Source organism: Paraburkholderia sp. EG286A (assembly GCF_040965375.1).
In the GTDB taxonomy this organism is placed as follows: Bacteria; Pseudomonadota; Gammaproteobacteria; order Burkholderiales; family Burkholderiaceae; genus Paraburkholderia.
Genome location: NZ_JBFRCB010000006.1, coordinates 280,141 through 305,564, shown reverse-complemented (window position 1 = coordinate 305,564; position 25,424 = coordinate 280,141). Strand labels below are relative to the sequence as shown.

The 25,424-nt window shown below is 60.9% G+C and carries 25 protein-coding genes; 13 read left to right on the top strand and 12 right to left on the bottom strand.

Annotated features, from left to right (window positions below; all coding sequences use genetic code 11):
- Positions 1 to 146: 146 nt before the first annotated feature.
- Positions 147 to 737, top strand: a complete 591-nt coding sequence (locus AB4Y35_RS28385; RefSeq protein ID WP_368706983.1) for a TetR/AcrR family transcriptional regulator — start codon at positions 147 to 149, stop codon at positions 735 to 737.
- A 161-nt stretch (positions 738 to 898) separates the two neighbouring features.
- On the opposite strand, the gene AB4Y35_RS28380 is transcribed toward AB4Y35_RS28385, so the two are convergent.
- Entirely contained in the window at positions 899 to 2,089 is a 1,191-nt protein-coding gene (locus AB4Y35_RS28380) for an amino acid aminotransferase (RefSeq protein ID WP_368706982.1), read from the bottom strand.
- 100 nt (positions 2,090 to 2,189) lie between these two features.
- A complete protein-coding gene (locus AB4Y35_RS28375; protein ID WP_368706981.1) occupies positions 2,190 to 2,543 on the bottom strand; it encodes a hypothetical protein in 354 nt (117 codons plus the stop codon).
- Positions 2,544 to 2,727: 184 nt separating this feature from the next.
- Here AB4Y35_RS28375 and folD point away from each other — a divergent pair, with 184 nt between their 5' ends.
- The 5 genes from folD to AB4Y35_RS28350 all read left to right on the top strand — a co-directional run bounded on the left by folD (position 2,728) and on the right by AB4Y35_RS28350 (position 7,874).
- Positions 2,728 to 3,585, top strand: coding sequence for a bifunctional methylenetetrahydrofolate dehydrogenase/methenyltetrahydrofolate cyclohydrolase FolD (folD, locus tag AB4Y35_RS28370; protein ID WP_368706980.1), 858 nt, complete (start codon positions 2,728 to 2,730; stop codon positions 3,583 to 3,585).
- Positions 3,586 to 3,687: 102 nt separating this feature from the next.
- Complete coding sequence (gene maiA / locus AB4Y35_RS28365; RefSeq protein WP_368706979.1) at positions 3,688 to 4,332, top strand: maleylacetoacetate isomerase; 645 nt, start codon at positions 3,688 to 3,690, stop codon at positions 4,330 to 4,332.
- A gap of 461 nt (positions 4,333 to 4,793) precedes the next feature.
- Positions 4,794 to 6,062, top strand: coding sequence for an NAD(P)/FAD-dependent oxidoreductase (locus AB4Y35_RS28360; RefSeq protein WP_368706978.1), 1,269 nt, complete (start codon positions 4,794 to 4,796; stop codon positions 6,060 to 6,062).
- A 63-nt stretch (positions 6,063 to 6,125) separates the two neighbouring features.
- On the top strand, positions 6,126 to 6,455 hold the full coding sequence (locus AB4Y35_RS28355; protein ID WP_368706977.1) for a hypothetical protein: 330 nt from the start codon (positions 6,126 to 6,128) through the stop codon (positions 6,453 to 6,455).
- Positions 6,456 to 6,470: 15 nt separating this feature from the next.
- Positions 6,471 to 7,874, top strand: coding sequence for an amino acid permease (locus tag AB4Y35_RS28350; protein ID WP_368706976.1), 1,404 nt, complete (start codon positions 6,471 to 6,473; stop codon positions 7,872 to 7,874).
- A 69-nt stretch (positions 7,875 to 7,943) separates the two neighbouring features.
- On the opposite strand, the gene AB4Y35_RS28345 is transcribed toward AB4Y35_RS28350, so the two are convergent.
- Together AB4Y35_RS28345 and AB4Y35_RS28340 are read right to left on the bottom strand one after the other, a co-directional pair.
- Positions 7,944 to 8,621 (bottom strand): TetR/AcrR family transcriptional regulator, encoded by a 678-nt coding sequence (locus AB4Y35_RS28345; protein ID WP_368706975.1) that lies wholly within the window; start codon positions 8,619 to 8,621, stop codon positions 7,944 to 7,946.
- 616 nt (positions 8,622 to 9,237) lie between these two features.
- On the bottom strand, positions 9,238 to 10,530 hold the full coding sequence (locus AB4Y35_RS28340; RefSeq protein WP_368706974.1) for an NAD(P)/FAD-dependent oxidoreductase: 1,293 nt from the start codon (positions 10,528 to 10,530) through the stop codon (positions 9,238 to 9,240).
- A 136-nt stretch (positions 10,531 to 10,666) separates the two neighbouring features.
- Between AB4Y35_RS28340 and AB4Y35_RS28335 the strand changes: the two genes are divergently transcribed.
- From AB4Y35_RS28335 to AB4Y35_RS28320, 4 genes are all read left to right on the top strand, one after another.
- Positions 10,667 to 11,338 carry a TetR/AcrR family transcriptional regulator gene (locus AB4Y35_RS28335; RefSeq protein WP_368706973.1) on the top strand — a complete coding sequence of 224 codons (672 nt, stop codon included), beginning with the start codon at positions 10,667 to 10,669 and terminating at the stop codon, positions 11,336 to 11,338.
- A 432-nt stretch (positions 11,339 to 11,770) separates the two neighbouring features.
- A complete protein-coding gene (locus AB4Y35_RS28330; protein WP_368706972.1) occupies positions 11,771 to 12,934 on the top strand; it encodes a porin in 1,164 nt (387 codons plus the stop codon).
- Positions 12,935 to 13,132: 198 nt separating this feature from the next.
- Complete coding sequence (locus AB4Y35_RS28325) at positions 13,133 to 14,410, top strand: MFS transporter (protein ID WP_368706971.1); 1,278 nt, start codon at positions 13,133 to 13,135, stop codon at positions 14,408 to 14,410.
- 52 nt (positions 14,411 to 14,462) lie between these two features.
- Positions 14,463 to 15,443, top strand: coding sequence for an alpha/beta hydrolase (locus AB4Y35_RS28320; protein ID WP_368706970.1), 981 nt, complete (start codon positions 14,463 to 14,465; stop codon positions 15,441 to 15,443).
- Between the two features lie 64 nt (positions 15,444 to 15,507).
- Here AB4Y35_RS28320 and AB4Y35_RS28315 read toward each other — a convergent pair whose 3' ends face one another.
- The 7 genes from AB4Y35_RS28315 to AB4Y35_RS28285 form a co-directional block, all read right to left on the bottom strand.
- Positions 15,508 to 16,614 (bottom strand): mandelate racemase/muconate lactonizing enzyme family protein, encoded by a 1,107-nt coding sequence (locus AB4Y35_RS28315; protein ID WP_368706969.1) that lies wholly within the window; start codon positions 16,612 to 16,614, stop codon positions 15,508 to 15,510.
- Entirely contained in the window at positions 16,611 to 17,411 is an 801-nt protein-coding gene (locus AB4Y35_RS28310) for an NAD-dependent epimerase/dehydratase family protein (protein ID WP_368706968.1), read from the bottom strand. The genes AB4Y35_RS28315 and AB4Y35_RS28310 overlap by 4 nt, the downstream gene beginning before the upstream one ends.
- Before the next feature lie 20 nt (positions 17,412 to 17,431).
- Positions 17,432 to 17,725 (bottom strand): Dabb family protein, encoded by a 294-nt coding sequence (locus AB4Y35_RS28305; protein ID WP_368706967.1) that lies wholly within the window; start codon positions 17,723 to 17,725, stop codon positions 17,432 to 17,434.
- Positions 17,722 to 19,167, bottom strand: coding sequence for an aldehyde dehydrogenase (NADP(+)) (locus tag AB4Y35_RS28300; RefSeq protein ID WP_368706966.1), 1,446 nt, complete (start codon positions 19,165 to 19,167; stop codon positions 17,722 to 17,724). The genes AB4Y35_RS28305 and AB4Y35_RS28300 overlap by 4 nt, the downstream gene beginning before the upstream one ends.
- Entirely contained in the window at positions 19,164 to 19,616 is a 453-nt protein-coding gene (locus tag AB4Y35_RS28295) for a nuclear transport factor 2 family protein (protein ID WP_368706965.1), read from the bottom strand. The genes AB4Y35_RS28300 and AB4Y35_RS28295 overlap by 4 nt, the downstream gene beginning before the upstream one ends.
- 179 nt (positions 19,617 to 19,795) lie before the next feature.
- Positions 19,796 to 20,701 carry an aldose 1-epimerase gene (locus tag AB4Y35_RS28290; RefSeq protein WP_368706964.1) on the bottom strand — a complete coding sequence of 302 codons (906 nt, stop codon included), beginning with the start codon at positions 20,699 to 20,701 and terminating at the stop codon, positions 19,796 to 19,798.
- A 32-nt stretch (positions 20,702 to 20,733) separates the two neighbouring features.
- A complete protein-coding gene (locus tag AB4Y35_RS28285; RefSeq protein WP_368706963.1) occupies positions 20,734 to 22,332 on the bottom strand; it encodes an IclR family transcriptional regulator C-terminal domain-containing protein in 1,599 nt (532 codons plus the stop codon).
- Between the two features lie 156 nt (positions 22,333 to 22,488).
- Between AB4Y35_RS28285 and AB4Y35_RS28280 the strand changes: the two genes are divergently transcribed.
- Positions 22,489 to 23,295, top strand: coding sequence for a ribonuclease activity regulator RraA (locus tag AB4Y35_RS28280; protein ID WP_368706962.1), 807 nt, complete (start codon positions 22,489 to 22,491; stop codon positions 23,293 to 23,295).
- Positions 23,296 to 23,939: 644 nt separating this feature from the next.
- On the opposite strand, the gene AB4Y35_RS28275 is transcribed toward AB4Y35_RS28280, so the two are convergent.
- Positions 23,940 to 24,164, bottom strand: a complete 225-nt coding sequence (locus AB4Y35_RS28275) for a helix-turn-helix domain-containing protein (protein ID WP_368707225.1) — start codon at positions 24,162 to 24,164, stop codon at positions 23,940 to 23,942.
- Positions 24,165 to 24,360: 196 nt separating this feature from the next.
- Here AB4Y35_RS28275 and AB4Y35_RS28270 point away from each other — a divergent pair, with 196 nt between their 5' ends.
- Complete coding sequence (locus tag AB4Y35_RS28270) at positions 24,361 to 24,831, top strand: hypothetical protein (RefSeq protein WP_368706961.1); 471 nt, start codon at positions 24,361 to 24,363, stop codon at positions 24,829 to 24,831.
- Positions 24,832 to 24,873: 42 nt separating this feature from the next.
- Positions 24,874 to 25,422 (top strand): HAD domain-containing protein, encoded by a 549-nt coding sequence (locus AB4Y35_RS28265; protein ID WP_368706960.1) that lies wholly within the window; start codon positions 24,874 to 24,876, stop codon positions 25,420 to 25,422.
- Positions 25,423 to 25,424 lie beyond the last annotated feature (2 nt).

Genomic DNA, 25,424 nt, shown 5'->3' with positions numbered 1-25,424 from the left:
AAGGAGCGCAAACGGGGCGGGTCGGACGGAGCCACGGCTCAGAGGCGCGGGTGTTGGCCGGAGGGAGCGAGTGCTTGCTACGGCAAATCAACTTGGACCAGTTACGGGTGCAGCGTGAAATGGTAAGTGAGAAACCAACGAGGAAGATGACCAAGGCGGCTCGACCTGTCGTCGACCGTACTGTCTGGCTTGATGCCGCACGGGCAATTTTGATTGAGCAAGGTATCGACGCCGTCAAGGTCGAACCGCTAGCTACGATGCTGGAAATAAGCCGGAGCAGCTTCTACTGGCACTTCAAGAACCGACAGGAATTGCTCCACGCGTTGATTGAATACTGGACGGAGGTCAACGATCGGGTGCTCCGGTCGCTCGTCGAACCTGACGAGTCGCATCCGAGGGGGCGGGAGCAGTTGGCGAAGGCACGGTTGCGACAGCTGGTGAACCTTTTTGTCGATGAGCGGCAGTTTTCGTCGGAATTCGACATGGCAATGCGCGAATGGGCTCGAAAGGACACGGCTGTGGCGAAGGAGGTTGCGCGGATCGACCGCGAACGCATCGCCCATCTGCAGAAGATCTTTCAGGAGATGGGGCACTCCAGGCCCGATAGCCTCATCCGCGCGAAAATTCTCTATTTCCACCAGCTTGGCTACTACCTGACGGGTATCAAGGAGAGCCAGGAGGTACGCAAGCGCGTTGCGCCGCGTTACCTGGAAGTGCTGAGCGGAATCAAGCTCTGAATTGGGCGCATACAAAAGAAGCGGCGACGCACGGCGCGTCCCGCCGCTCAAATCGGCTTTCCTTTCTCTTAGCGTACTTAAGGGCGGTGGCGCTCGCACGCCATCGCCGTCAACTTGAAGCCGGGATCGGCGGACCCGCGGCCCCGACGCAGGCCAGTGTCTTACCGCGAGACCTTCGCGAACGCGTGTGCAACATACTCCACGTTGCTTTCGTTAAGCCCGGCGATGCAGATGCGGCCGGTCGATACCGCGTACACGCCGAAGTCGGTCTGAAGTGCGGCAACTTCCTGAGGGCTCAGCCCCGTATACGCGAACATCCCACGCTGTTTGACGATGTGCTCGAAGCCCCGTTCGGGAATGGCTTCGACCAGCGAAGCATGTAGTTTCTCGCGCATGGTGACGATGCGAGTTCGCATTTCCTCCAACTCGTCAGTCCATTGCTTGTGCAGCCCGCTATCAGAGAGGACCGTGGAAATCAGGCGCATACCTTGTGTCGGCGGCGAAGAATAGTTGCGCCGAATTGTGAACTTTAGCTGGCCGAGCACGTTGCTCGTCTGGGCCGAGTTGGCACAATGGATGGTCAGCGCACCGCATCGCTCACCATAGAGGGAGAAGATCTTCGAAAACGAGCTACTGACGAGAAAATTCAAACGGCGACGCGAGAGATCTCGGACGACATAGGCGTCGTCCTCAAGGGTGGCAGCAAACCCCTGATACGCGATGTCGACGAATGGGATCAGATTGCGCTCCTCGATGATGTCGAGAATTTGCGTCCATTGTTCGCGCGTCGGGTCGACGCCCGTCGGGTTATGGCAGCACGGATGCAGAAGCACGATGTCTCTTGGTTTGAGATTACGCAGATCCGCTGTCATCCCCTGGTAATCGAGCCCTTTCGACTGCGCGTCGTAGTAGCGGTAGCGGCCAACCGCGAAGCCAGCACCTTCGAAGATGCCGACATGATTGTCCCAGGTCGGATCCGTCACATAGACTGCGCTCGACGGGAAATGATGCTTCAGGAAGTCAGCGCCGACCTTCAGCGCACCGCTACCGCCAATCGATTGCACGACGGCGAGCGAATCGGAAAGCGATTCCACCTGTGTGCCGAAAAGGAGTGCGGCTACGTGTGACCGATACACGCTATCGCCCTCAATCGGCAGATAGCTTGTCGGCGCGTTTGTTTCGAAGACACGCGACGCCGCTTCACGTACGGACGGAAGCACAGGAATGCGGCCGGCTTCGTCGTAGTAGATGCCCACGCCGAGATTTACCTTCTGTTCGCGTGGATCTAGTGCGTACTTTTCCATCAGCCCCAGGATCGGATCGCCCGCAAAAGGCTGGACATTCGAGAACATGTAACTTCCTCAATAAAGATGTGATGATGCGGCTGACTGCGGCCGCGAGTACGCCGTCTGATCGGTTCGCGCGCAGCGTGACGCTTCGGCAACCAAGACCTCATTGTTGGGTCATTCGTTCGCCTTCGCCGATTAGGTTCCCGCTTTCTTCGTCGATCACCTCGATGCGGGCACGTCGCACCGGCCAGTTCGCCAGGTCGTCGAGCACAGTCGAGATAAACCGTCCGACGGTCGAGGTGTCTGCTTGAAGCAGGGCGTCGCGCATGACGCTGTAATCGACAACATCCGCAAGTTCATCATCTGGGGAGGTCGAGTTCTCGTACGAGACCCAGATCTCAACGTTGACGACGGGTCGACCTGCTGGCCCCGCGTACGTCACCGCCTTGCAGCCGCGAAGAAACAGACGCCGGCACGTACGGGCCCAGTCATCCCCAAATTGAGTCGTCTCGCTCATGGTGTCGTGGGAATCGCTCTGGGACCCAACAATAGACATATATGTACGGAGATTACATCCACGCGATAGGCGCATCAACAAAAAAATAAAGGGTGCTACGCGTAGATACGTGTGGTAACTTCCGCTTCAATGATTATGTACGGTTGTGTCCAATGTCATGGAAGCGGGAGAGCCTAAGGTGGCTATGAGTCAGGCGAAAGTAATCGATGGTGTGGCGGTCTCGAAACAATTGCGCGACGAAGTGTCGAAGCGCGCGGCGGCGTTGAAGGTCATTGGGGTGACGCCGGGGCTTGCGGTCCTGCTGGTCGGGGATGATCCGGCAAGCGCCGTGTACGTGCGCAACAAGGTCAAGGCCTGTGAACAAAATGGCCTGTATTCGCGGCTTGATCGGCTGCCCGCCACCGCGTCGGAAGAGGATCTGCTTGCCAGGATCGGGGAACTGAATTCGGACCCCAGTATTCATGGCATTCTCGTCCAGCTTCCTCTTCCGGCACACATTGATAGCCATAAGGTGATCGAGGCCATCGCAGCAGAAAAAGACGTCGATGGCTTCCATGTCGCTAACGCGGGCGCTCTTATGACCGGGCAGCCGCAGTTTCGGCCGTGTACGCCGTATGGCGTGATGAAGATGCTCGAAGCCTACGGTATTGCCGTGACGGGCAGGCACGCGGTCGTCATCGGCAGATCGAACATCGTAGGCAAGCCGATGGCGCTGATGCTCCTTGAGGCGGGTGCAACGGTCACCGTTTGTCACAGCAAGACTGCGGATCTGGGCTCTTACACGAGATCGGCAGACATCATCGTTGCGGCCGTCGGGAGGCGGGCCATCCTGACGTCGGATATGGTGAAGCCGGGTGCGACGGTCGTCGACGTCGGGATGAATAAAAACGACGAGGGAAAATTGTGCGGTGACGTTGACTATCCGTCTGTCAGCGAGGTGGCGGGATACATCACACCGGTTCCGGGCGGGGTGGGTCCCATGACCATTACGATGCTGCTGGTCAACACGATCGAATCTGCTGAGCGCACTGCGAGGCGATGATGATGATCATTGTGTCTCTCCTCGGGCGCAGCCGCCGTCGCAATCTTGTCTCAGCGCGTGACGTTTCCGCCTGACGATATTCGTTTCCCACTCCAAGTGTGTATGAAGCTATATAGCTATTTCCGTAGCTCAGCGTCGTTTCGGGTACGCATTGCGTTGAACCTGAAGGGACTGTCTCACGAATACGTGCCGATCCATCTGGTGCGCGGAGGAGGTGAGCAGCTCGCCGCCGACTATCGTCAACTGAATCCAGACGGGCTCGTCCCGACGCTTGTTGACGGTGAGGCCACTCTGCAGCAGTCGCTGGCGATCATTGAATACCTTGACGAGCGGTATCCCGGCCAACCGCTTTTGCCGGGGGATCCCGAGGCGCGGGCATACGTACGTGGACTCGCGTTGCAGATTGCGTGCGAAATCCATCCGCTCAATAACCTGCGCGTGCTGAAGTATCTGCAGGACGAGTTCGGCATCAGCGAGGATGCGAAGAGCGCCTGGTACCGGCACTGGGTTGAGGCCGGGTTCGAGACGCTTGAAGCACGGCTCGCGCGTGACACCTGCACCCGCGCTTTTTGCTATGGCGACACTCCAACGATTGCGGATATCGTGCTCGTGCCGCAAGTGTTTAACGCCCATCGCTTCTCGATTGACACCACACGTTACCCGACGCTGCATCGGATCCACGATCAGGCGATGCAGCTCGATGCGTTTGTCAACGCATCCCCATCCCGTCAGCCTGACGCGGGGTAGGTGGAGGGCATCGCTCCGTGAGTCCGCGGACTGCCACGACGACAATTCCTTGTCCGCAGACGAAACCTTGACAGCTGACCTGCTTTTGCTCGCGGCGCGGCTCCGTCCGCGAGCCGTTTCGGTTTTGCCGGTTGTTCTGGCGCGCAGCCAGACGCGTACGCGCACGACGCCGCGTGTCGCTGATCCGGCTCTTTTTACGCATTGGGCTCCTGATCGCTGCATTCACGTGCAGCCGGGAGCGCGCCACTGCCGGTGAACAGCGGCTCGCGGCGGTCCGGAACGGCCCGTCAGTTACATAAAACAATAAACGTGTATTGCAACTTGCAAATTCCTGTTTTAGACTTGGCTCATGAATCGTCGTAGACGGTTGATTTGAATGGGTTTTTAGGGTTTTCACCTAGATCATGCCACGCCAGATAGACAGAACTCCCGCTGATGACCAGACCAACGGTTGGAGCGCCTTGTTGCCGACGCGCAAGCCACAGCCGTCGCTTTTCGGTGAGCACGTGTTCGACTGGGTCATTGTGGGCGCCGGGTATGCCGGACTCGCCGCAGCACGAACGCTCGCTTCCCAGCAGCCCTCAGCTTCCATCGCCGTGATTGAGGCGGGTGAGGTAGGTGAGAACGCGTCTGGCCGCAACTCTGGCTTCGCGATCGACTTGCCGCATGCGTCCGGTGTGTCGGAGAAGTCGGTCGAGGAGGGGCGCAGTGCAATCCGCGTCGGTCGCTACGCTTTGGACGAATTGAACCGCCTGATTTCTGGCAACCAGATTGATTGCGACTGGGAGCGGCGCGGCCGTTACCACGCCGCGGTCACGCCCGAGGTGGCCGGCAGCGCGTTGAAAACATACGCATCGAACCTCGAGACATGGGGGGAGCCGTATGAGTGGCTAAAGAGATCGGAGATCGAATCTCGTCTCGGGACGCACTATTACGGCGATGCGATTTTTACGCCAGGCACCTATCTGCTCAATCCGGCCGCACTGGTCAGAGGGCTCGCAGACAGTCTTCCGTCCAACGTCAAGCTGTTCGAGCGCTCGCCGGTCACCGAAGTGGAATTCAGTGGCTCGTCCCCTTACGTCAAGACGGCGCGCGGAAGCGTCCGGTTCGGAAAGCTGATCCTCGCAGTCAACGCGTTTTCGCAGTCATTTGGCGTGTACAAGGAAAGGCAGATTCCGGTGCTCCTGTTCGCGAGCCTGTCGAAGCCGCTGTCGGACGAGCAGATCGCGAACATGGGATCCGACAGTTCGTGGGGAATTACGCCAGCGCACGGTGTCGCAGGTTCGACAGTTCGACTGACGAGCGACCGGAGATTGATGATTCGCCAGGGTTTCGAATATTCGCCGTCGTTGCGGACGACCGACGGACGCCGCGAGGCAGCGCGCGACACGCACCAGCAGTTGCTCGGCCGCCGCTTTCCGAACCTCGGTGCACTCGAAATCGAGCACTTCTGGATGGGTTGGCTCGCGGTGTCCCAGAACCATGCTCCGGCTTTCGGTCAGATCTCGGACAACGTGTACGCGACGTCTTGCTGTAATGGCTCGGGCATTGTTCGCCACACGGCGGCGGGAATGTTGATCGCCGATCTCGCACTTGGCCGGGAGAATCCGCTGATCGACGATTTTCTGGCGCAAGGCACAGCCAACTACATTCCGCCGCGACCACTTCGCGATGTCGGTGTCGGGCTCACGATCTCATGGGATACGTGGAGGGGGCGCGGCGAGGAGTGACTTTCGGACACTATGATGGTTTTTTGATAGATATTTTTAAGTATTACTAAGGAGACGATTCAGATGAAGAGCATCAGATTGATCAAGGGCAGCACGATCGCCACCGCCGATCGTGGTGGCGCAGCCAACGGCGTTGCCGAGATTTCGTGGGCGATTGGCGACAACGAAGGTGCCGCATTGCCTTGCGGTTTCGGCGCGTGGGATGAAGCGCTCTGCGAACCGAAGACCCTGGGCTATGACGAAGTCATCCTGGTTCTCGAGGGGGCGTTCGGTGTTGAGGCGAGCGACGGCACCCGGGTGCAAGGCAATCCTGGTGACGTAATCGAACTCTCCAAGGGTGCGACCGTCAAGTATTTTGGTAGCAAGGCGAAGTTGTTCTTCGTGACCAACTAAGCAGCGGAGGAAACGATGCACAGCACTTCTTCGTCGGGCCACCTTCAGCGTCGGCTCAAGAACCGTCACATTCAGCTCATCGCGCTGGGTGGCACAATCGGTACCGGACTTTTCCTCGGATCAGCTGGCATCATTGAGCTCGCCGGGCCGGGTGTGATTCTGGGCTATACCATCGGCGGCCTGATCATCTTCTTCATCATGCGCTTCCTCGGCGAGATGCTGGTCGAGGAGCCGACCGCAGGCTCATTCAGCTATTTCGCGAACCGGTACGTCTCACATTTTGCAGGCTTCATGTCCGGCTGGAATTGCATTGCGCTCTACGTCCTGGTGGGGATGCTCGAATTGACCGCTGTCGGAAAGTTTATTCAGTTCTGGTGGCCTGGCATACCGACATGGGTGACGGTGGCGGTGTTCTTCGTGTTGATCAATTCGGCCAACTTCATCAACGTAAGAATCTACGGCGAGTTCGAGTTCTGGTTTGCGTTGATCAAGATTGCCGCCGTGCTCGCGATGATCGCTGTCGGCGCCTATCTTCTTGCGACGACGCACAACCCGAACCAGTCCGTGACGAATTTGTGGGCTCATGGCGGATTCCTGCCGCATGGTATCTCGGGATTGGGCATGTCCTTCGCGTTCATTATGTTCGCGTTCGGTGGCGTCGAGATGTTAGGTTTTGCCGCAGCAGAGACCGATGAGCCGCGCAAAGTCATCCCGAAGGCGATTAATCAGTTGGTCTACCGCGTGCTGGTCTTTTATATCGGCTCTATGGTAGTTCTGCTGTCGCTGACTCCGTGGAATACCCTGGTGGATCAGCTTAGGGCCGGCGGAGGTACGTACAGCAGCAGCCCGTTTGTTCTGGTTTTCTCGGGAATTGGCGAGCATCTCGCTGCGAACGTCCTGAACTTCGTGATTCTGACGGCAACCCTGTCCGTTTATAACAGCATGGTCTACAGCAGCAGCCGACTGTTGTATGGCATGGCCCGCCAAGGCAACGCGCCGAAATCACTCATGCAGGTCAACAAGCGGGGAGTGCCTGTTCGAGCAATTGTTTATCCCGGCATTGTCACCGCCTTTTGCATCCTGCTGAACTACGTGGCGCCTGCTGGTGTAATCGAGCTTCTCATGTCGCTCATCGTCGCCGCGCTGGTCATCACGTGGGTCGTTATCATCGTGGCCCATATGGGCTTCCGCAAAGCGAGCAAAGAACGGGGCGTTTCCGCGCGATTCCGTGCACCTTTTTCGCCGCTGTCAAACTATGTTTGTCTGCTGGCGATGGCTGTGGTGGTCGTGGTCATGTTGATGACGCCCGCCATTCGCCTGTCTGCAGTGGCGATTCCGGTCTGGATTGCAGTTGTCTACGCCGCCTACCGCATTATCTCACCGAAGGCATCACCTGTCGTTGCCGTAGACGTTACGTGAAATGAGCGTGACTGAACCGTGACTGGTCTCTTCGGCGCCGGGCTCGACAAAGCCTGAGTTCGGCGCCGATTAGCCGACCGTCCCGGTTATCGGACTTTGATTGATACCCGCTTTGCTGGCATCGACAATCATCCGGACAACTATCTCGAGTTGCTTTGTTGTTGTCTCTTCCTCGATCTGGAAGAGTCGCATGATCGACAGTCCACGCAGAGCGGCGAACACCACTGCAGCAAAATGCTCAGGTTCAGGGTGAGTCCGGGCAATCTCCGGAAACGCGGCCACGAAGTGTGCAAAAAATAATGGATCGTGCTTCGCTCTGTGCTCTTCGATTCGCTTGAATAGCTGTGGGGAAGTCTTGCATCCAAAGAAAAGACTCCACGCCGCAATATAGCTCGGTGGGCCATAGACACTCTTCCAGGCCGAGTGCACGAATCGGCTCGCACGCTCTTCGAGGGGCAGTTCAGCCGCGGCTGCAGGCCATACCGTTCCAAGTTCACCGAGCGGCTGCATTACTTCATCTACGACCCGCTCCAGTAGTGCATTTCTGTTGCCGAACTGATGCTGAACGGCGCCAAGTGTGACTTTGGCACCTCGCGCGATCTCCTGCAAATTCGTTTCCTGAAAGCCAACCTTCTGTAGCAGTCGAATCGCGGACGCGATGATTTTTCGCTGGGTGGTCTCACTGCGCTCAGACTGCGTGCGCGACTTCTGCGGGGATCTCGCCGACCGGGTCGATGGCTTATTCATGATCTCTTCCAGACGTGTTTCGTTATACGATTAACGATTATTGCATTCTACATATTCACCCGATGGAGTCGTGGTTCCGCGGAGCAGGGCGCCGACTTCCATTCCGCAGTCCTCGAGCCTCTGCCGGATGCGTAGCGATTTTTACTCGGTGCGGCCATGTTCGTGATCAACGACGCGCACTTACATCACTACGTCGCGGACCCGCAGGTCCCAATCAGCTGCGCGGATGAGGCCACATAACAGGCGGTGTGATGCGGCGACGCGAACGGCTTGACGGTCGTACCCGTACTCTCGCTGACGAACTCACGGACCTGAGCGAAGGGCAGGACGAAATTCAAAGCTATCTGGCATTGCGCGTCGCCGCTGCTAAGCCGCTGGCGCGTCCGGCAGGACGCTGAAGAGTTAGCGGCGCCTTCGCGTCGCACGGTGGGGACCGGCGGCGTGGCGTGGGCGACTCGCCCGCCAACTCCTTCGTGGCGTAATGCATCGCGACCACGCAGCGCGATCGATGCCATTTACGCCGGCGATATGGCGCGCGTGGATCGGAGGCCGCGGGTCGGTTTGCGTGGAAAGGATACGTGACGATCCTGTCGTGCTTGTCCTCGGTCGTAGCCGTTCAGGTGAGCCGGATTTTCGGCTGCACGAGGCCGTTGATTCGCTCAGCGGTCCACAGCATCGTTGCTTTGCCGAAGCCGTGCAACGCCTGCTGATGCCTTCGGTAGAGCATGGTGTGACTGAGCTGGGCGAAGCGGCCCTTGATAAATCCGCCGCGGAAGAAGCCGAACTGCCCGAGCGTGCCGAAAGCGTTGTAGTCGCTCAGTGACACGAGCGCGCCGAAGTCGCGAAATGCAAAGGCGGGCAACGAACCGCCAGTGAGCCAGTTGGGCAAATGCTTCGCGAGATGTTGTGCCTGTTGGGTCGCGACCTGAGCGGTTGGTGCGAGCGGGCGATCACTGCCCGCGAGCGTCAACGTCGAGCAATCGCCCAAGGCGAACAGGTTGTCGTCCTCCAGCGCCTGCAAGGTTGGCCTGATGGAGATCTGATTGGAGCGATTGATTGCGATCCCATCCAGTTTGCCGAGGAAATCAGGAGCCTTGACACCGGCCGCCCAAACCATCAAATCGGCCTGTTGCTTGCTGCCGTCATCCAGCCGAAGTCCGTCCGGGTCTGCGGCGGTCACCCGCGTGCCCGTTCGGACCGTGAATCCGATATGTCGAAGCTGTGCCTCGCTGGACTCCGATACTGCGGAGGGAAATGCTGCGAGAATGCGCGGGGCGCTCTCATACAGGGTGAGATTCAGCCGTGAGCGGATACCGGGATCGCCATAACTTGCTGCCACTTCGAGCAAACGGCTCAATTCTGCCGCCAGTTCGACGCCGGTCGCGCCAGCGCCGACGATCGACACGCGCAGCGGTTTGTTCATCACAACGCTCTGCAGGATACGAATGCGCAGTGCCTCGTTGAAAACTTCGGCCTGTGCCTGGCTGTCGATGAAATGACAGTGATCGGGTACGCCCGGAGTACCAAAGTCATTGGCGCGACTACCCAGGGCCAGAATCAGCACATCGTATTCGACGGTGCGTCGGCCGATGACGATTTCGCCTGATGACGAGCGCAGTTCAGCCAGCTTTACGACACGCGCATTGCGATCTAGACCTTCCATCTCGCCGGGCTGGTAGCTGAAGCCATGGTCGCGGGCGTGGGCGAGGTAGATGACCTGCTGTTGCTGGACATCGCGAGTGCCGGCCGCGATGGTGTGCAGCATAGGCTTCCAGATGTGTGTCGCACTTTTGTCGATCAACGTAACCTGAGCGCGGCCGTTGTGGCCTAACGTGTCACCCAGCCTCGTCGCGAGCAGAAGTCCAGCGATGCCGCCGCCGACGATGACGATCCTGGGGATTTGGCGCATAGTCAAATATTCTACGAGTGTTGAATTAAAATGATGTTACGGTCTCGATGCCTGCATGTCAAACCTGAGCGCTACCCGGCGCAACGCCGTACTCGTTAAAATCGGGGCCCACCTATAGGAAGCTGTGCACCCGCGAATGAAAGATCCTGCCGACCCGGTCAAGCACGACACAATGACTCCGACGCTGCGCCGGTCTCGCGGTCGCCCCGCATGCAGCGAAGCAGGCGGCGCCGAAGCATTGCTTCGCACAGCGCGGTGGTCATTCGCCAGAAGGGGTTATGAGGCCACGAGCGTGCGCGATATCGCCAAGGCTTCGGGAGTCGACCCGGCGCTGATCAAGCATCATTTCGGTTCAAAGGAGGCGCTCTGGATCGCGGTTGTGGAGCAAATCGCCGACGAAGCGGCGGCGATGACCGCGAAAACTGCCGCCCTGCAGGAAATGGCAGGCTTAGGGCCGCGAGCACGCGTTGAGCATGCAGTGTCAATCCTCATCGACCAGGTGTTTTCGACCCCTGACGTGGGCATGCTTTTCTCGACTGCCGCGACAGAGACAGGCCAGCGCCTCACTCTGCTGATTGAACGAGTGGTGCGACCGTTTCATGACGTGTTCGTGCCGCTACTCGTTGATGCGATTGAGGCTGGTGAAATCTCGCCCCAGGACCCCGAGATCCTGTTTGCGATCGTGGCGAACGGGATCAGCAAAACGGTCGCCTATAGCCATGTACTGGGTTCGTTCTCGTCCTTGCCGCGTCGCCCTGACGAATTCAAGCGCGCCGTTCTAACAACGGCTCTAACCATTTTGAGGTGAATTGCTGTAAGCACGCCCGGCGGCGTTTCTCAGATCGCACCGGATCGATCCAGTTTGCTCGTCAGCTGCAGGGCTGAGAATGGCGAGATCGCGATCACGCACCGGCGTGTGCAGATGATCGCGGCTAGCTTTCTGCATGGCCCGCGTTGCCTTCCCGCGCTTTGAGCCCTTCGTGGCCGCTTGCTGGCGCGCCCAGTAACGCACCCATCATCGCGGGCGAGTCCCGGTTCCACGCTCTGGGATTCGCCACCGCTGGGCGCCGCGCGCCGCGTTCTCACGACTACCCTTTCCCCCTAGCATGCTCCCGAGCGTGCGCCACATTGCGCGCACGTCGAGCGTCGCTTGTCGTTGCATGCGTGCCTTGATGGCTCGAGCATGACACGGCATTTGGACAGTGTTTCGTTATACGAAGAAATATTCAGGAGACTGTGCGTGAAGATACCGCGCATCAAACTATTGAGCGCTGTGGCTATCGCTTTGCCAATGGCCGCCCATGCCCAAAGCAGCGTGACTTTGTATGGCGTGCTAGACGCTGGGTTCCTCTATGCGAACAACGTGAATGGATCGCAACAGTACGCAATGACGGCGGGCTGGTTCCAGGGCAACCGCTGGGGTATCACGGGCGTTGAGGATCTCGGAGGCGGTTACCAGGCGATCTTCCGGCTGGAAAGCGGCTTCTCGCCGCTTAACGGCTCGATGAGCCAAGGCAATGCCTTGTTCGGTCGCCAAGCCTTTGTCGGCATTGCGAGCCCCTATGGCACGGTGACACTCGGCCGTCAATACGATGCCATCGTCGATTATGTGGAGCCCGCGCGCGCGAGCACAGCTTTGCTCATCAACCATCCCGCCGAATTTGACAATCTCGGCAACGATTACCGCTTGAACAACGCTGCTAAATTCTCGAGCGTAAGCTACGGCGGCTTCAAGTTCGGCGGCATCTTCAGCACGGGCGGCGTGGCCGGCAGCTTTGAAAAGAACCGTGCTTGGTCACTAGGCGCTTCCTATGCGCACGGGCCGCTTTTTCTCGGTGTCGCGTATTTGAATGCGCGAGACCCGAACTTCTCCTACTACGGCAACAACCCTGCTTCGAGCACGACGGGGAGCAACATGTCGTCGTATCGCATCTTCTCCGGATATGCATCCGCGCAGACGCTGGAAACGCTCGCCGCCACGGTGGGCTACTCAAGCGGGCCGGCAAGTATCGCTGCGACCTATACGAACGTGCGCTTCAGTGGGCTCGGAGCTATCGCCGCGCTCGATGCCAACGGTTATCGTGGTACCGCCGCGTTCAACACGGCGGAACTCGCGCTCGGCTATTGGATCACACCGGCGCTCAAGTTCGGCACGTCCTATCAGTACATACACGGCTCGCCTGTGGGCGAAGACGGCGCTGGCCGCGTGACTTATCACGAGGCTGATTTGTCGCTCGATTACTACCTCTCCAAGCGCACTGATGTCTATGCGTTGTTGATGGCTCAGCAGGCGTCAGGAAAGGATTCGACGGGGCAAACCGCGGTCACGCAATTGTGGGCGCTCTCGGCGTCTTCGACGAACCGGCAGGTTGGAGCGGTAGTCGGCCTGCGGCATAAGTTCTGAGCCCGGCTTAGGAAGGTATTCCGGCGTGCTGCGCGCGCCGCAGTTCCACCGACTGGGACAATGCCTCGACCGAAAAGAGGGTGCCATACCCGCGTGCTGGTGGCAGCCACTACGATGCACATCGAGGCTGCAGCGCAAAGCGCAGTCAGCGCTCCTGGCGCAAGTCGGTCGAAACAATATGTATGGAGACAGGAAGCGATGAAATTTCGCGGACAATATCGTACGACCATTCTGGCGATGCTCCTGCTCGCCACGGTCATCAACTACATCGACCGCTCGGCGTTGTCGATCGCCATGCCTTTCATCACGCGCGACTTTCATATGAGCGCGAGCGAAAAGGGTGTGATATTCGGCGCGTTTTCGATCGGCTACGCGCTTTTCAATTTCCTGGGCGGCTATTTCGCCGACCGCTTCGGCGCGCGACGCGTGCTGAGCGTCTCGATGACCGGCTGGTCCATAGCATGTGGCCTCACCGCGGCAGTGTCGGGTTTCTGGTCGATGCTTCTCGTGCGCATTGCCTTCGGCATGGGAGAAGGTCCGAATGCGTCCACGGCGAACAAGGTCGTGAATACATGGTTCCCCCTCGGCGAACGCGCAACTGCAGCGGGCATCAGCCAGGCGGGCGGCCCAATCGGCGGCGCGCTCGCGGGCCCCGTCGTAGGATTTCTCGCACTTGCGTTCGGCTGGCGGGCGTCGTTCATGGTGATGGCTGTGCTCGGCATCATGTGGGCCATTGCATGGCGCCGCCTCTCGACCGAAACACCCGCGCAGCACTCGCGCGTGAAGCAGGCCGAACTGTCTCATATAGAAGCTGGACAGGAAGCTGTGACGGCACCCACGCGTGCAAAGGTATCGATCCGCGAGGTAATCACCACGCGCGCCGTGCTTGTCACGGGGATCTCGCTCTTTTGCTACAACTACATCCTGTTCTTCTTTATCTCGTGGTTCCCGAGCTATCTTGTCGACGCGAAGAACATTAGCCTGAAGGACATGAGTCTCGTAAGTTCGCTTCCGTGGATCACGGGCGCGATCGGTTTTCTCTCAGGCGGTTTTCTCTGCGATGCGATCTACAAACGCACCGGCCGGCGCATGTTCTCGCGTAAGGTCGTACTGGTGACCTCGTTGTTAATCGCGGCATCCTGCATCATGTTGACGGGTCTGGTTGACTCGGTCTGGACAGCGGTGGGCGTCATGACAATCGCTATCGGCCTGCTGATGCTCGCTGCACCAGCGTACTGGGCGATGATTCAGGACAGCGTGCCAAGGCACCAGGTGGGCACGGCGAGTGGATTCATGCACGCGCTCGCCAACTGCTCCGGCATCGTAGGGCCAGCTATCACTGGCGTGCTGATCCAGACTACGGGTAGCTTCGCGAGCGCCTTCGTACTTGCTGGCATTGTCGGTCTCGTAGGATCGCTGATTCTCGCGTGCTTCGTCGATACCAGCGATCGCTTGCCGGAACCGACGCCGGCCTGAAGCGCTGCGTGCCTTCGAACCTTCATTCTCTTGCGCATGTCCCGGTCGGGGCATGCGCTTTCCTATTTATTTGGTGTCGTTCATGAAGCCCACTGAAGCATCGCCGTTAAGCGAAGGCATGCGTGATTTTGTCCGCATTGCAATTAGCTTCCAAAGCGCCAGCGATGATTGGCTTTCGCGCCGTGCCGCGTTCGCGCGCCAGTGCTCGCATTTCACGCGGCCCGCGACGCGTGCACTCGCGGTAACGGATCAGCGTGTTGGCGGCGTGATGACGCGCTGCTACTGTCCTGTGGCGAAAGCGCCCGAGCGCGGTTGGCCGGTACTTGTGTTCTTTCACGGTGGCGGCTGGACGACGGGCAGCCACGCGACGCACGATTGGTTCGCCCACGCTCTGCTCGAACGCGCAGATCTTGCAGTCATTTCACTCGACTATCGACTTGCGCCCGAAGCCTCATTCCCCGCGCCGCTCGACGATGGCCTTGCGGTCTGGCGCGCACTCGCATCGTCTGGCTTGCCGCTAGATTGCGAGCGCCGCGCGGTGTCGGGTGACAGTGCAGGCGGGACGCTCGCGGCGGCCTTGTGTGTCGCCTTACGTGATACGCGTGAGGCGCAGCCGCTCGCGCAAGCATTGCTTTATCCGGTGCTCAGCGCGGACGATGCCTTCGCCTCTGTCGCCCAGCACGCACGCGCGCCCATGCTCACGGCGCAGGGGCTTGCCGCGACTATCGCACTCTACGCGCCCAACGAACGCGACCGTCATACGCCGCTTGCAATGCCGCTTGAATGTGACGACTTTTCGCGTCTCGCGCCTGCGTTCATCGTGGCTGCGATGGAGGACGTGCTGCGCGACCAGGGGATCGAGTACGCAGCCCGTTTGCGCCAGGCTGGCGGCCCCGTTGAACTGTATCGCGGTCACGGTTTTGTGCATGCCGCCTTGCGAGCGACGCAGCTAGAGGAGGTTGCACGATGTTATGACCGCCTCGCAGGTTTTCTGATTGAACGCGGTGTGGCACATTCTCGCGACGCGGAATGAAAAAGAAAAGCGGCGAGCATTGCGCTCGCCGCTCACTCCACCTATGCGCTGCTAAAGCATGCGTTCAGCGCGCGCGCACGAATTGCGTAACAACCGCTCCATCGGGAGCAAGGCCCAATCCTGGTGCGTCGTTAAGCCGGAACTGATGACGGTCCCGAATGGGGGTAAGGTCAATCAATTCGGCGGCCGGGTTGGCATAGTGATATTCGACTTGCAGCGTGTCGCTCGCGCTTTGATACGCGGTTGCGAGATGGAGCGTCGCAATCAAGCCGGGCCCGAAGTAGGGGCTATGCGGCAGCACACCAAGCTTTGCGTCACGGGCGAGCGACATGATCTCAACGAATTCCGTAATGCCGCCCACCTTGGTTACGCTTGGTTGCAGAAAGTCCACCGCGCCCGCCTCGATGGCCTGCTTGAACTGCGTCGAGGTACACCAGTTCTCGCCTGCCGCGACCGGCACCCCATGCGTGCGCAGGCCCGCGAGGCGCGTGAAATCTTCAGGCGGAAAGATCGGCTCCTCGACCCACGCAATGCTTTCGAGCGCGCGTAAGCGCTCGATGTTGTTAGGCGCATCCGTGTCGTCCCACGCGCAGTTCACGTCGACGGAAATGGGTGCCCGGCCCGCAACTTGTGCATGCGCGGCCTCCACGACATCAATGGAAATTTCATGCAGCTTGATGTCGCGATAGCCTTCGTCCAGCGCGCGTTGGCAAAGCGCCGATGTGACAAGCGGGTCGTTATAGCGAACAAGACTGGCATAGGTCCTGAGCGATCCTGCCTGTTCGCCGCCGAGCAGCTTCCATAAGGGCGATTTCGCACGCTTGGCTGCGAGATCCCAGAGCGCCATGTCCACGCCTGAAATGGCGAACATCGTGATGCCGTAGCGCCCAAAAATATGAAGCGCGCGTTGCGTGGCCTGTGACCACGCACTAATCGATTCGATCGTCGAACCTTCGGTGAGCGGCTTAACGCGCGTTTCGACCACGCTACACACGGCGTCGGCCACGAAATAGCCGAACGCTTCGCCCCAGCCCACGTTACCGTCGGTGTCCTCAACTCGGATCAGCACGGTTTCGAGCGTTTTCCACCCGGACGGCGTGAGGCCGAAAGCCTCGCGGCCATCCTCGAATGGAATTTCGATGACGCGCGTTTCGACCGAGCGGATCTTCATTGCGGCGTCCTGACGATGAGCGGCTGCGGAACATACGGGCCGCCGACGAAGTCCGGGCCTGCCGAGGACGGCATCGCGTCGCGCGGGACGAAGGAGGGGGAAAGATGATCGAGCGCAGAGTCTTGCGGCGCGTAGCCGAGTTCGACGGCGCGCGCATTGTCGAAAAACGGGGCGGGACAACGCGAAACGCCGTAGACGACGTCGTGGGTGATGTCCGCGTGCTCGAAGCCGATACGAATGAGCTGTGCGAGATCGCGTCCGCTGACCCAGATATGCTGCCGGCGGCCGTCGGCGACCTGGTCGTCAGCGTTGCCGATGCGGATCGAGAGCGCCTTGATGCCGTTCCGGTGCGCGTAGAGCGCGCAGGCCGCTTCGCCAAATACCTTGCTGAGTGCATAAAAGCCATCGGGCGCGACGCTTGCGGCGTCGCCAGCAAAGTTGTCTACGCGATGATGGCCGAGCACGTGGTGGCTGCTCGCGAACACGAAGCGGCCGATGCCGTATTCCCGGCACGTGTCCAGCAAATATAGCTGCGCGCGATAGTTGGCATCGAGCGTGGCCTCGAAGTCGATGTCGAGGCTATAAGCACAGGCCAGATGCAGGATGCCATCTACGCCATCGGCGGCGCGGCGCACGGCGTCGCGATTGGTGATGTCGCCGACGAGTGCGGTTTCGTTGGCGGCGAGATCGCCAGCTTCGCGCAGATCGAGCAGGCGCAGGTTGTAGTGCTCCCGCAGCCAGGGGCGCACGCGTCTCGCCACGCCGCCTGCTGCGCCGGTCACCAGTATGGTTTTCATCGGAAAGTCCTTAAGTGTCGCTATCGAGTGTAGTCGCAAGCGACCCATTCGAAGTAAGTCTTCAGATCTGTAACGAGAGCTTGGTGCGCGGGATGCGGGAGATAGCGCTCAACAGCGTCGGCATCATCGAAGGTCGCTTCGAGCAAGTAGTCCCAGCAGATGGGGCGCGCGAGCTCGTTGGCGGAGACGCGCCAGCCACGGATGAAGTCGATTTCGCACTCAAGGTTACGCATGCGCTCCACAAGCGCAGCTTCGCGATGCGCGTCTTCTGCGACGTGGGAGAGGCGGCGGAACATCACGACGTGCTGCATCATACGGCGCTTCCTCCGTTGTTCGCCTCGATCGCCCATTGCGGCGCGTCCTGCAGTGCGACAGGGCGTAGAAAGCGTTCGATGGCGGTGTACCCGACCGACGTCGTCTGTGGCTGCGTCGAGGCAGGCCACGGGCCGCCGTGCTGCTGCGCATCGCAGACGGCGACGCCCGTGGGCACGCCGCCGAACAGCACGCGACCGGCTATACCTTGCGCAGTGGCGGCGAGCGCGCGATTCGATGCGGTGTCCGCTTGTGCGCCCCAGAGTGTGACTGTGAGCGAGCCCTCGACGGCGGCGAGCACGCCGAGCGTTTGTGCGTCGTCGCGCACCTTTACGACTAGCGCGGCGGGACCGAACATCTCCTCGCGCAGGGTGGCGTTGGCGATGAACGAAGCAGCATCGGTCTCGTAGAGACGCGGCGCGGGCGCTGCGCTTTCGCCGTCATCGGCAGGCGCGGCGAGGCGCACGCGTACGAGCGCTTGTGCGGCAATATGCGCGGCGGCGCTTTCGAAGCCACGACGCATGGTGGCCGTGAGCATCGCGTGGGGCTGCTGTGCGGACAACGCCTGCTCCAGCGCCTGTACAAAGCGCTCGCCGTCAGTATCGTCGCGCACGACGATCAATCCAGGGCTCGTGCAGAACTGCCCACAACCCATCGTAATAGAACCGGCGAGTGTTGCTGCAGGCGCTTCGACGCCGTCCTTGAGCGCTTCGGGCAACACCACCAGTGGGTTGATTGAACCCAGTTCGCCAAAAAACGGAATCGGGCGCGGACGCGCGTTGGCTGCGCGCCAAAGCGCGACGCCCCCCTGATACGAACCCGTGAACGCGACAGCGGCAACATCTGAGTGACCAACGAGATGTACCGCCGCTTCCCGCGAGGCCTCAACGAACGCGATGATCCCTTCTGGCAGGCCCTGTTCGCGCAACACGCCCGCGGCGAGCTCGTGCACTCGGCGCGAGAGTTCGGGGTGGCCCGAATGCGGCTTCACGATGACTGTGCAACCGGCTGCGAGCGCCGAGGCCGTATCGCCGCCGAGCACCGAGAACGCGAACGGGAAGTTGCTCGCAGAAAACATGGCAACCGGGCCGAGTGGCACCTGCACGCGCGTGAGATGAGGGCGTCCCGCGGGCGGCGCGCCGGGCACCGCTGCATCGTCGATCTGACGATGTGCGATGCCCGCTTCGACGCGCTCCGCGAAACCGCGCAACTGGAACGCCGTGCGTGCGAGCTCGCCATTCAGGCGCGCGCTGCCGAGCGAGGTTTCTTCGTCGGCGATAGCGACAAGCTGCGCGGCATCGCGCTCCAGCGCAACGGCGAGGCTGCGCAGCAGAGCGCTGCGCACGCCACGCGGTGCGCTGCGATAGAACGCTTGCGCATCGCGCGCGCTCGCGACGACATCTTCTACTTGCGCGAACGACATCGTTTCGACCACGGCGCTCACGATTTCGCCTCCAGGTGATAGTCGCGTGCGGCGTAATCAAAATCGACGAGTTCGTTGATGGTTACGTTCTTGTCGGCAGGCGAAGCGTAGTAGGCGCGGATCTCCTTTATGCGCACGGTCTCGGGATCGAACACGTACCATTCGTCACCACGCAGCGCGGTCCCGGCCTTCGCCTTCCAATGCGTCCACTCGATCACGGCTTCGTGCGAATCGTGCGAAACGAGGATCTTCTCGATGGTCCATTGCGAGCCCAGATTCTCGACGCACCATTGCCATTTGCGCGCGATGGTGTCGGCGCCGCGCCAGGGCACATCGGGCAGGCCGGCGGGGAAGTAGTGCACGGCGTCGGGCGTGAAGCACGAGACGAGCTTGTCGTAGTCGGCTTCGTTGCAGGCGTCGAAGTAGCGGCGAATCAGCGCCGCATAGCGGTTCGGATCGAAATCGGCCATGAGTGGCATGCCTCCTGGTGAAGCCCGCAGCGAAGCACGCGGGCATTGTGTGTGCGTCATGGAATACGCATTGACTCTGGCCTTCAGTGTAAAAGTGAGTGCGAGCCGTGTTTGCCATCGCCGCGCGGTCACGGACTGCCGAGTTCCAGCATCTGGAACATCGGTGGCGCTGAGGTGCGTCAGCGCTTCGGTTCCCAGGCGAGCGTCGCGCTCGCCGCGAAGCTCGCACCGGGCGCGAGCGTATGCATGCCCGTGCCGTCGATGCCACGCGCCGCGAAGTTAAAGCCGTTGGCGACGTGGCTCACAGGTTCGAGGCAGAAGAACGTCCCTTCACGGGGCGTATAGGCGACGAGATGCGTGAACGGCGCTTCCGCCGAGAGGCGCACGGTGCCAGCGTGGCGCTCGATGCGTGCTTCGCCGGTCCATTCGCTCGCGTAGAATGCACAGGGGCGCGTTTGCCAGTCGTCGCGCGTGAGTGTGGTGGGTGCATCTACGGTGAACGCGTGGCCCGTCGGCAGGAACGTCTCGTCCAGTTCCCAGCGCCGCCGCGCGTCGAAATCAATGGTGGAAGCGGCGTCGAGGGCGAGGAACGGGTGCCAGCCTAGCCCGGCTGGCATCGTGCTGGTGCCGGAGTTGCGCAGTGTGAAATGCACGTTGAGCGCGTTCGCATCGAGTTCGAATGCGATGCGTGCCTCGAACGGCCAGGGCCAGTGCTCGCACGCTTTTGCGTCCAGAACGAGTTCCGCGCGTTGGGAATGGTGTGCGTGAATGCGCCAGGCGCAGCGTTGTGCGTGGCCGTGTAGGGTGTTTGGCAGGTCGAGCGGATGGGGCACGAGCGCATGCGATACGCCTTCGAATTCAAGGCGCGCGTTGGCGATGCGGTTCGAGTACGGGATCAGCGGATAAGCGCCTGCCCTCGGCCACCCGTGTTCCGGTGCATCCCATTCGCGCAGTGGCACGACGAGGTCGGTGCCGCGTTCACGTCCACCGAGTGAGCGAAGGCGGCACAGGCGAGCGCCGAGATGCGGCGCAATTTCGGCTTCCAGGACGCCGTTCGAAAGGGTAAGTCGGGCGGGGTCGTTCATGGTGTCGATAAGGCGAAGTTGACGAGACGTATTTACACGTCGAATTGCAGGCGCAGCAGATGCCCCGAGAGCGGTGCACTCGCGAGTGATTCGATCGGCTGATGATTGCGGTCGCTCGTGATGTAGAGCGAGGCACGACGGGTCGCGTCGCGCACGAAAGCGAGGCCCGTGGGTGCTGCGACGGGCAGGCTCACAATGCCTTCGAGCGCGCCCTCGGCAGTGAAACGCATAAGGCTCCAGCCGTCGCGCAGCGCGGCCCATACACCGCCGCGGTCGTCGAGCGCCACGCCCGAGAGGCGGCCCGAACCAGGCGGCATGGAAGCGAAGCGACGCACACTTGAGGAGCCGCGGCGCAAGAGGTACAGCGTTCCGGACGCTGAAGCGGCCGCGAAGGCCTGCTCGCCGTCTGCCGACCACGTGAGCGAGTCAATGCGCTCGCTGAATTTCCACACAGCTTCGAAGCGCTGCGAGTCGTTGATGAAGCCGAGATGGCCGTGGTTGCCGCGCTCGAACCACGCCCATGTGTGACCGCCGGGATCTGTAGAAAGCAGGGCGATGTCGGGGTCGGTCCAGACACTGGTACCCTCAAAGACGGTAAGTGTATCGTCGGGTCCAAACACCAGATGACGGCCGGTCTGCGCGATCAGCAGCCCTTCGGGACGCAACTGCATTCCGTTGATGGGCGCGTCGAGTTGGCAGGCTATACGGTCGTTCTGGTCACCCGCCGCCGGCGAGAACACATGTAGTGCGGGCGCCAGTGTGTCGGCCCAATAGAGTGCCTCCCGCTTAGCCCACCAGACGGGAAACGCGCCGTGAAATGCCCACGACGCGCTCACAGGTGAGACTTCGTCGGTCTCCGTGCCGGCGCTGCCCGCCTGCAACTGGGCGCCGACGCGTCGCGCGGCCTCCGCCAGTTCTGGCCCAAGCAATTCGAGCCGCGCAAGCGACATGCGGTAAGCGGGGCCGGCTACGCTCAGCGCCCCACGAACGCGACCTTCGCTGTCGACAATGGGGGCAGCAACGCAGCGCACGCCGAGCACGATCTCCTCGTCGTCGATGGCGTAGCCGCGTGTTGCCGTAATGCGTAGTTCGACCTGGAGCCGGCGCCGATCCGTGATTGTGTGCGGTGTGAGCGCGGTCATCGTCACGTTGCGCAGCAGTGCCTCGCGTTCGTCTCGCGGCATGCGCGAAAGAATCGCCTTACCCTGGCCTGTGCAATAGACCGGCTTGCTGCGCCCGAGCGCGGCGGCCGAACGCTGCGAATGTGCGCCGTCGCAGCGTTCTAGCGAGATAACGTCGCTGCCGTCGAGCGCGGCGAGATACGTGGTTTCTCCCGTGAGGTCTCGTAACGTGCGCAGCTCGGGAGTCGCGGCAGCCACGAGATCGGGCATGAGATACGAGTTGCGCACGAGTTCCAGATAGCGGAATCCGAGCCGGTAGACGCGATGCGTGGCATCGCGCCGCAACAATCCGTGCTCGATGAGCGTCGCGAGAATGCGATAGAGCGTCGTTTTTGGCAGTCCCGCGTGTTCAAGCAACTCTGCGTTGGTCAGCCCATGCGGCGTCGCCCCCACCATTTCCAGCACCGTGAGCGCCTTTGAGAGCGCCGCTGTCCCGTCTCCGATGCTCATATTTCCACCTTTTGGAATTCACCGGCGTACGGCCCGTTTGGGGCCTCGTCGATGTCCACGACTTTAGCAGTAGGATCGGTTGCGTTGGAGCGGTAACGCTTCTCCAGTTCCACATGCTGGAACTGAAGCCATTTTGACGACAGCCAAGGAAGCCAGATGACACTTCATGCCTATGCGGAAGGCCTCGATCGCGAAGTCGAGCGCACCGTTCATGTCAGCGACGAAACGCTCGCACGCCTCGCGAAAATCAGCAGCGGCTCGCTCACGACGCAGCTTTTCAAGCGCGGATTCCGCCAGCCGGCGCTCGTCGGGCTGCGCGCCATCAACCACGAGGTCAAGCCGTTCGCGGGCCGCGCGTTCACCATGCGCTTCATTCCGGCGCGCGAGGACATCGACACCTACGGCACGATGACCACGCGCCCGAACGCCGACAATCTGCAATGGCAGGGCGTCGAGCAGATTCGCGAAGGGGATGTGCTGGTGATCGACAGCCGCGACGATCCGCGCGCGGCCTCGGCTGGCAACATTCTGGTGACGCGCCTGCTCGCGCGCGGCGCGCGCGCCATCGTCACGGACGGCGCGCTGCGCGACGGCAGCGAGATCGCGCAGATGCCGCTGCCCGCTTACGCACGCGAAATTACGGCGACCACGCGCATTTCGTATCACCACGTGGCGGACCTGCAGGTGCCGATTGGCTGCGCGGGCGTAGCCGTATATCCGGGGGATGTGATCGTCGGCGACGCCGATGGCTTGACCGTCGTGCCGGCGCATCTGGCAGAGGAACTCGCGGATCTGTGCGAGAAGCAGGACGATATTGAAGGCTATCTGGCGATGCGCATCGCAGCAGGCGAACCGCTGTGGGGTGTTTACCCGCCGAACCCGCAGTCATACGCGGACTACGAGGCGTGGGTGACAGCGGGCCGTCCAGCCATCGCACCGCTGGCGCGAGTGGCCGGACGCTGACGCGCGGTGGACGTCGACGTTCCGCGCATCGGAGTTTGGTGCGCGGAACTTGCGCTACCCATCCACACAATTCCAGAGTTTAGTTTGGTGCGAGGGTGTCTTGTGTCAGGAAGGCAGTCAACCGTCCATCCAGGGCTGTAGCAGTCCCGCCCGCGGAGTTCCTTCCGTCGGTGCAAGCATTTTTGTTACGTGCGACCTCAAAGTCGATTGAGTTTCTGTTTCACTGGAGAATCGATGTCTTGATGAAACCGCTTGTTCCATCAACCGTTTGCTACCTGGACATGCTGAGCCGGTAACCGCTCGGAGTGAAACTCTGGGGACATTAGCCGCTAGCGAATAAAATTACCTGCAAAACAGGAACAAACTTGCTTGCGTGAGCCGTGATGTGTACCTGAGCGTTCGGTTAATTTGACATAAAAGAAATTGCCGATCACTCGCATCACACAAATTATGGAATGCGAAATAAATCGCATGGAGGACGTCCGCATCAGAGTTGAACGTAACCGCATCATGAGTGTTGCGGCATGCAGGTGAACGGGAGGGCGAATATCTCTTCGCGGGCGGGTGGGGGCTCGGTGCAGCGCCGTCTTAGCTACGCGTTCAGACGGTTGAAGCTTGCTGCAATCGATCGGATCGGCTACGTGTCAAAGACCCGCACCTTTGAGAAGTTTCGACGGCGAAATGTTCAGGGCGTCAGCAATTCGAATGAGGTTCAAGACTGATAGGTTGCGCTCCCCTCGTTCGATCCTCCCCATATGACTGCGGTCGATTCCCGTCGCGTGCGCAAGGGCCTCCTGTGAGACGCCAAATTCCTGCCGACGAGCGCGAACCGTCGCCCCTATGGCGGCCAGATGTCCCGCATCGTCCATTTTGACCGATACCCTTTGCATCCCGTGATGCTCGCGGTATGATGGTCATTTGGCCACGGCATTTACGACCCATTTTGGGGTGCCGAGGATCTTTTGATTTGGATTTGTTTCTGGTCCAGGGTGGAAATCGTGTCCAGTCTGGGCCAGCCGCAGTGGACGAGTGCGTTGCAATGAGAGCGTTTGAGGTTGTGGCTGTATGTTTGTAACGAGTGAAAATAACCGTCTGCCTTCGTCGGCATTGCCTTTTGAACCTGAGGGCGCAGGCGTGTGGGGGGTAATCTCGCAGTTGTTTCCGCGGGACGTGCTGATCCTCCGGGTCTCGGAGCGGCGCTCGCGAGCCGTGCCGACGATTGTGATGATGGACCTGGCGGGCAGCGCGCAGTCGCTTGATCAATTCGCCGATGGAGATGTTGTCGTGCGCGGCGCCGCCGTACTGAGCACGCGACTGGCGCGCGAGGTCGACCAGTGGACGCTGGAACCTGTGAGCGAGATCCGGATTGGGGTCACCGAGCCGGAAAAATATAGTCAGGGCGAGCGACTGATGACGGTGACCCGGTTCACGACCGCGACGGGGCGCACGTTTTCCGTACCGTATTCCCTGGCGACACGCCGTGCGCGCGGCAGGCGGCTCTGGCGCGCGAAGGCGACGGCCGCGGCCCGCGCCTGATCCTGGCTCGCCATGGAGGCACATCCAGACCGAGGGCTGGGCATGGCGGTTGAAGAACCGGACATGCGGCCGCGTGTGCGGGGCGGCGTCGTGCTGTATCTCGATTTCGACGGCGTCCTGCATCCGGAGGACGTGTGGCGCCGGCCGGGCTTTGGTCCCTACGTCGCCACCCCGCCTGGGCATGTCGTGTTCGAACACGCCGGGCTGCTGGCGCAGTGCCTCGCGCCGTATCCCGCGCTGCGCATCGTGCTGTCCACGAGCTGGGTGCGGGTGTTCCGCAGCGTGCGCAAGGTGGCGCGTCGCCTCCCGCTGGAGCTACGAGGGCGCGTGGTCGGCGCGACTTTCCATGGCCGGATGGATCCGGTGTGGTTCCGGTCCGTGCCGCGTGGCGTGCAGGTCTGGGGCGACGTGTGCCGGCGGCGCCCCGGGGCATGGATTGCGCTAGACGACGATGATGCGGGCTGGCCGGCGGTGTGCCGGGATCACCTGGTGCACACCGATCCCGTACTGGGTATCAGTGCGCCAGCGGTCCTTGCGGAACTGGAGGCGCGGCTCGCCGCGATGCACCGGCAGGAAAAAGGCTGGCCGTGATA

What these genes read in the sequence shown, in the direction of transcription:
- AB4Y35_RS28385 (WP_368706983.1), top strand. Translation starts at nt 147, where the DNA reads ATGACCAAGGCGGCTCGACCTGTCGTCGACCGTACTGTCTGGCTTGAT.
- AB4Y35_RS28380 (WP_368706982.1), bottom strand. Translation starts at nt 2,089, where the DNA reads ATGTTCTCGAATGTCCAGCCTTTTGCGGGCGATCCGATCCTGGGGCTG.
- AB4Y35_RS28375 (WP_368706981.1), bottom strand. Translation starts at nt 2,543, where the DNA reads ATGAGCGAGACGACTCAATTTGGGGATGACTGGGCCCGTACGTGCCGG.
- folD (WP_368706980.1), top strand. Translation starts at nt 2,728, where the DNA reads ATGAGTCAGGCGAAAGTAATCGATGGTGTGGCGGTCTCGAAACAATTG.
- maiA (WP_368706979.1), top strand. Translation starts at nt 3,688, where the DNA reads ATGAAGCTATATAGCTATTTCCGTAGCTCAGCGTCGTTTCGGGTACGC.
- AB4Y35_RS28355 (WP_368706977.1), top strand. Translation starts at nt 6,126, where the DNA reads ATGAAGAGCATCAGATTGATCAAGGGCAGCACGATCGCCACCGCCGAT.
- AB4Y35_RS28350 (WP_368706976.1), top strand. Translation starts at nt 6,471, where the DNA reads ATGCACAGCACTTCTTCGTCGGGCCACCTTCAGCGTCGGCTCAAGAAC.
- AB4Y35_RS28345 (WP_368706975.1), bottom strand. Translation starts at nt 8,621, where the DNA reads ATGAATAAGCCATCGACCCGGTCGGCGAGATCCCCGCAGAAGTCGCGC.
- AB4Y35_RS28340 (WP_368706974.1), bottom strand. Translation starts at nt 10,530, where the DNA reads ATGCGCCAAATCCCCAGGATCGTCATCGTCGGCGGCGGCATCGCTGGA.
- AB4Y35_RS28335 (WP_368706973.1), top strand. Translation starts at nt 10,667, where the DNA reads ATGAAAGATCCTGCCGACCCGGTCAAGCACGACACAATGACTCCGACG.
- AB4Y35_RS28325 (WP_368706971.1), top strand. Translation starts at nt 13,133, where the DNA reads ATGAAATTTCGCGGACAATATCGTACGACCATTCTGGCGATGCTCCTG.
- AB4Y35_RS28320 (WP_368706970.1), top strand. Translation starts at nt 14,463, where the DNA reads ATGCGCTTTCCTATTTATTTGGTGTCGTTCATGAAGCCCACTGAAGCA.
- AB4Y35_RS28315 (WP_368706969.1), bottom strand. Translation starts at nt 16,614, where the DNA reads ATGAAGATCCGCTCGGTCGAAACGCGCGTCATCGAAATTCCATTCGAG.
- AB4Y35_RS28310 (WP_368706968.1), bottom strand. Translation starts at nt 17,411, where the DNA reads ATGAAAACCATACTGGTGACCGGCGCAGCAGGCGGCGTGGCGAGACGC.
- AB4Y35_RS28305 (WP_368706967.1), bottom strand. Translation starts at nt 17,725, where the DNA reads ATGATGCAGCACGTCGTGATGTTCCGCCGCCTCTCCCACGTCGCAGAA.
- AB4Y35_RS28295 (WP_368706965.1), bottom strand. Translation starts at nt 19,616, where the DNA reads ATGGCCGATTTCGATCCGAACCGCTATGCGGCGCTGATTCGCCGCTAC.
- AB4Y35_RS28290 (WP_368706964.1), bottom strand. Translation starts at nt 20,701, where the DNA reads ATGAACGACCCCGCCCGACTTACCCTTTCGAACGGCGTCCTGGAAGCC.
- AB4Y35_RS28285 (WP_368706963.1), bottom strand. Translation starts at nt 22,332, where the DNA reads ATGAGCATCGGAGACGGGACAGCGGCGCTCTCAAAGGCGCTCACGGTG.
- AB4Y35_RS28280 (WP_368706962.1), top strand. Translation starts at nt 22,489, where the DNA reads ATGACACTTCATGCCTATGCGGAAGGCCTCGATCGCGAAGTCGAGCGC.
- AB4Y35_RS28275 (WP_368707225.1), bottom strand. Translation starts at nt 24,164, where the DNA reads ATGGACGATGCGGGACATCTGGCCGCCATAGGGGCGACGGTTCGCGCT.
- AB4Y35_RS28270 (WP_368706961.1), top strand. Translation starts at nt 24,361, where the DNA reads ATGTTTGTAACGAGTGAAAATAACCGTCTGCCTTCGTCGGCATTGCCT.
- AB4Y35_RS28265 (WP_368706960.1), top strand. Translation starts at nt 24,874, where the DNA reads ATGGCGGTTGAAGAACCGGACATGCGGCCGCGTGTGCGGGGCGGCGTC.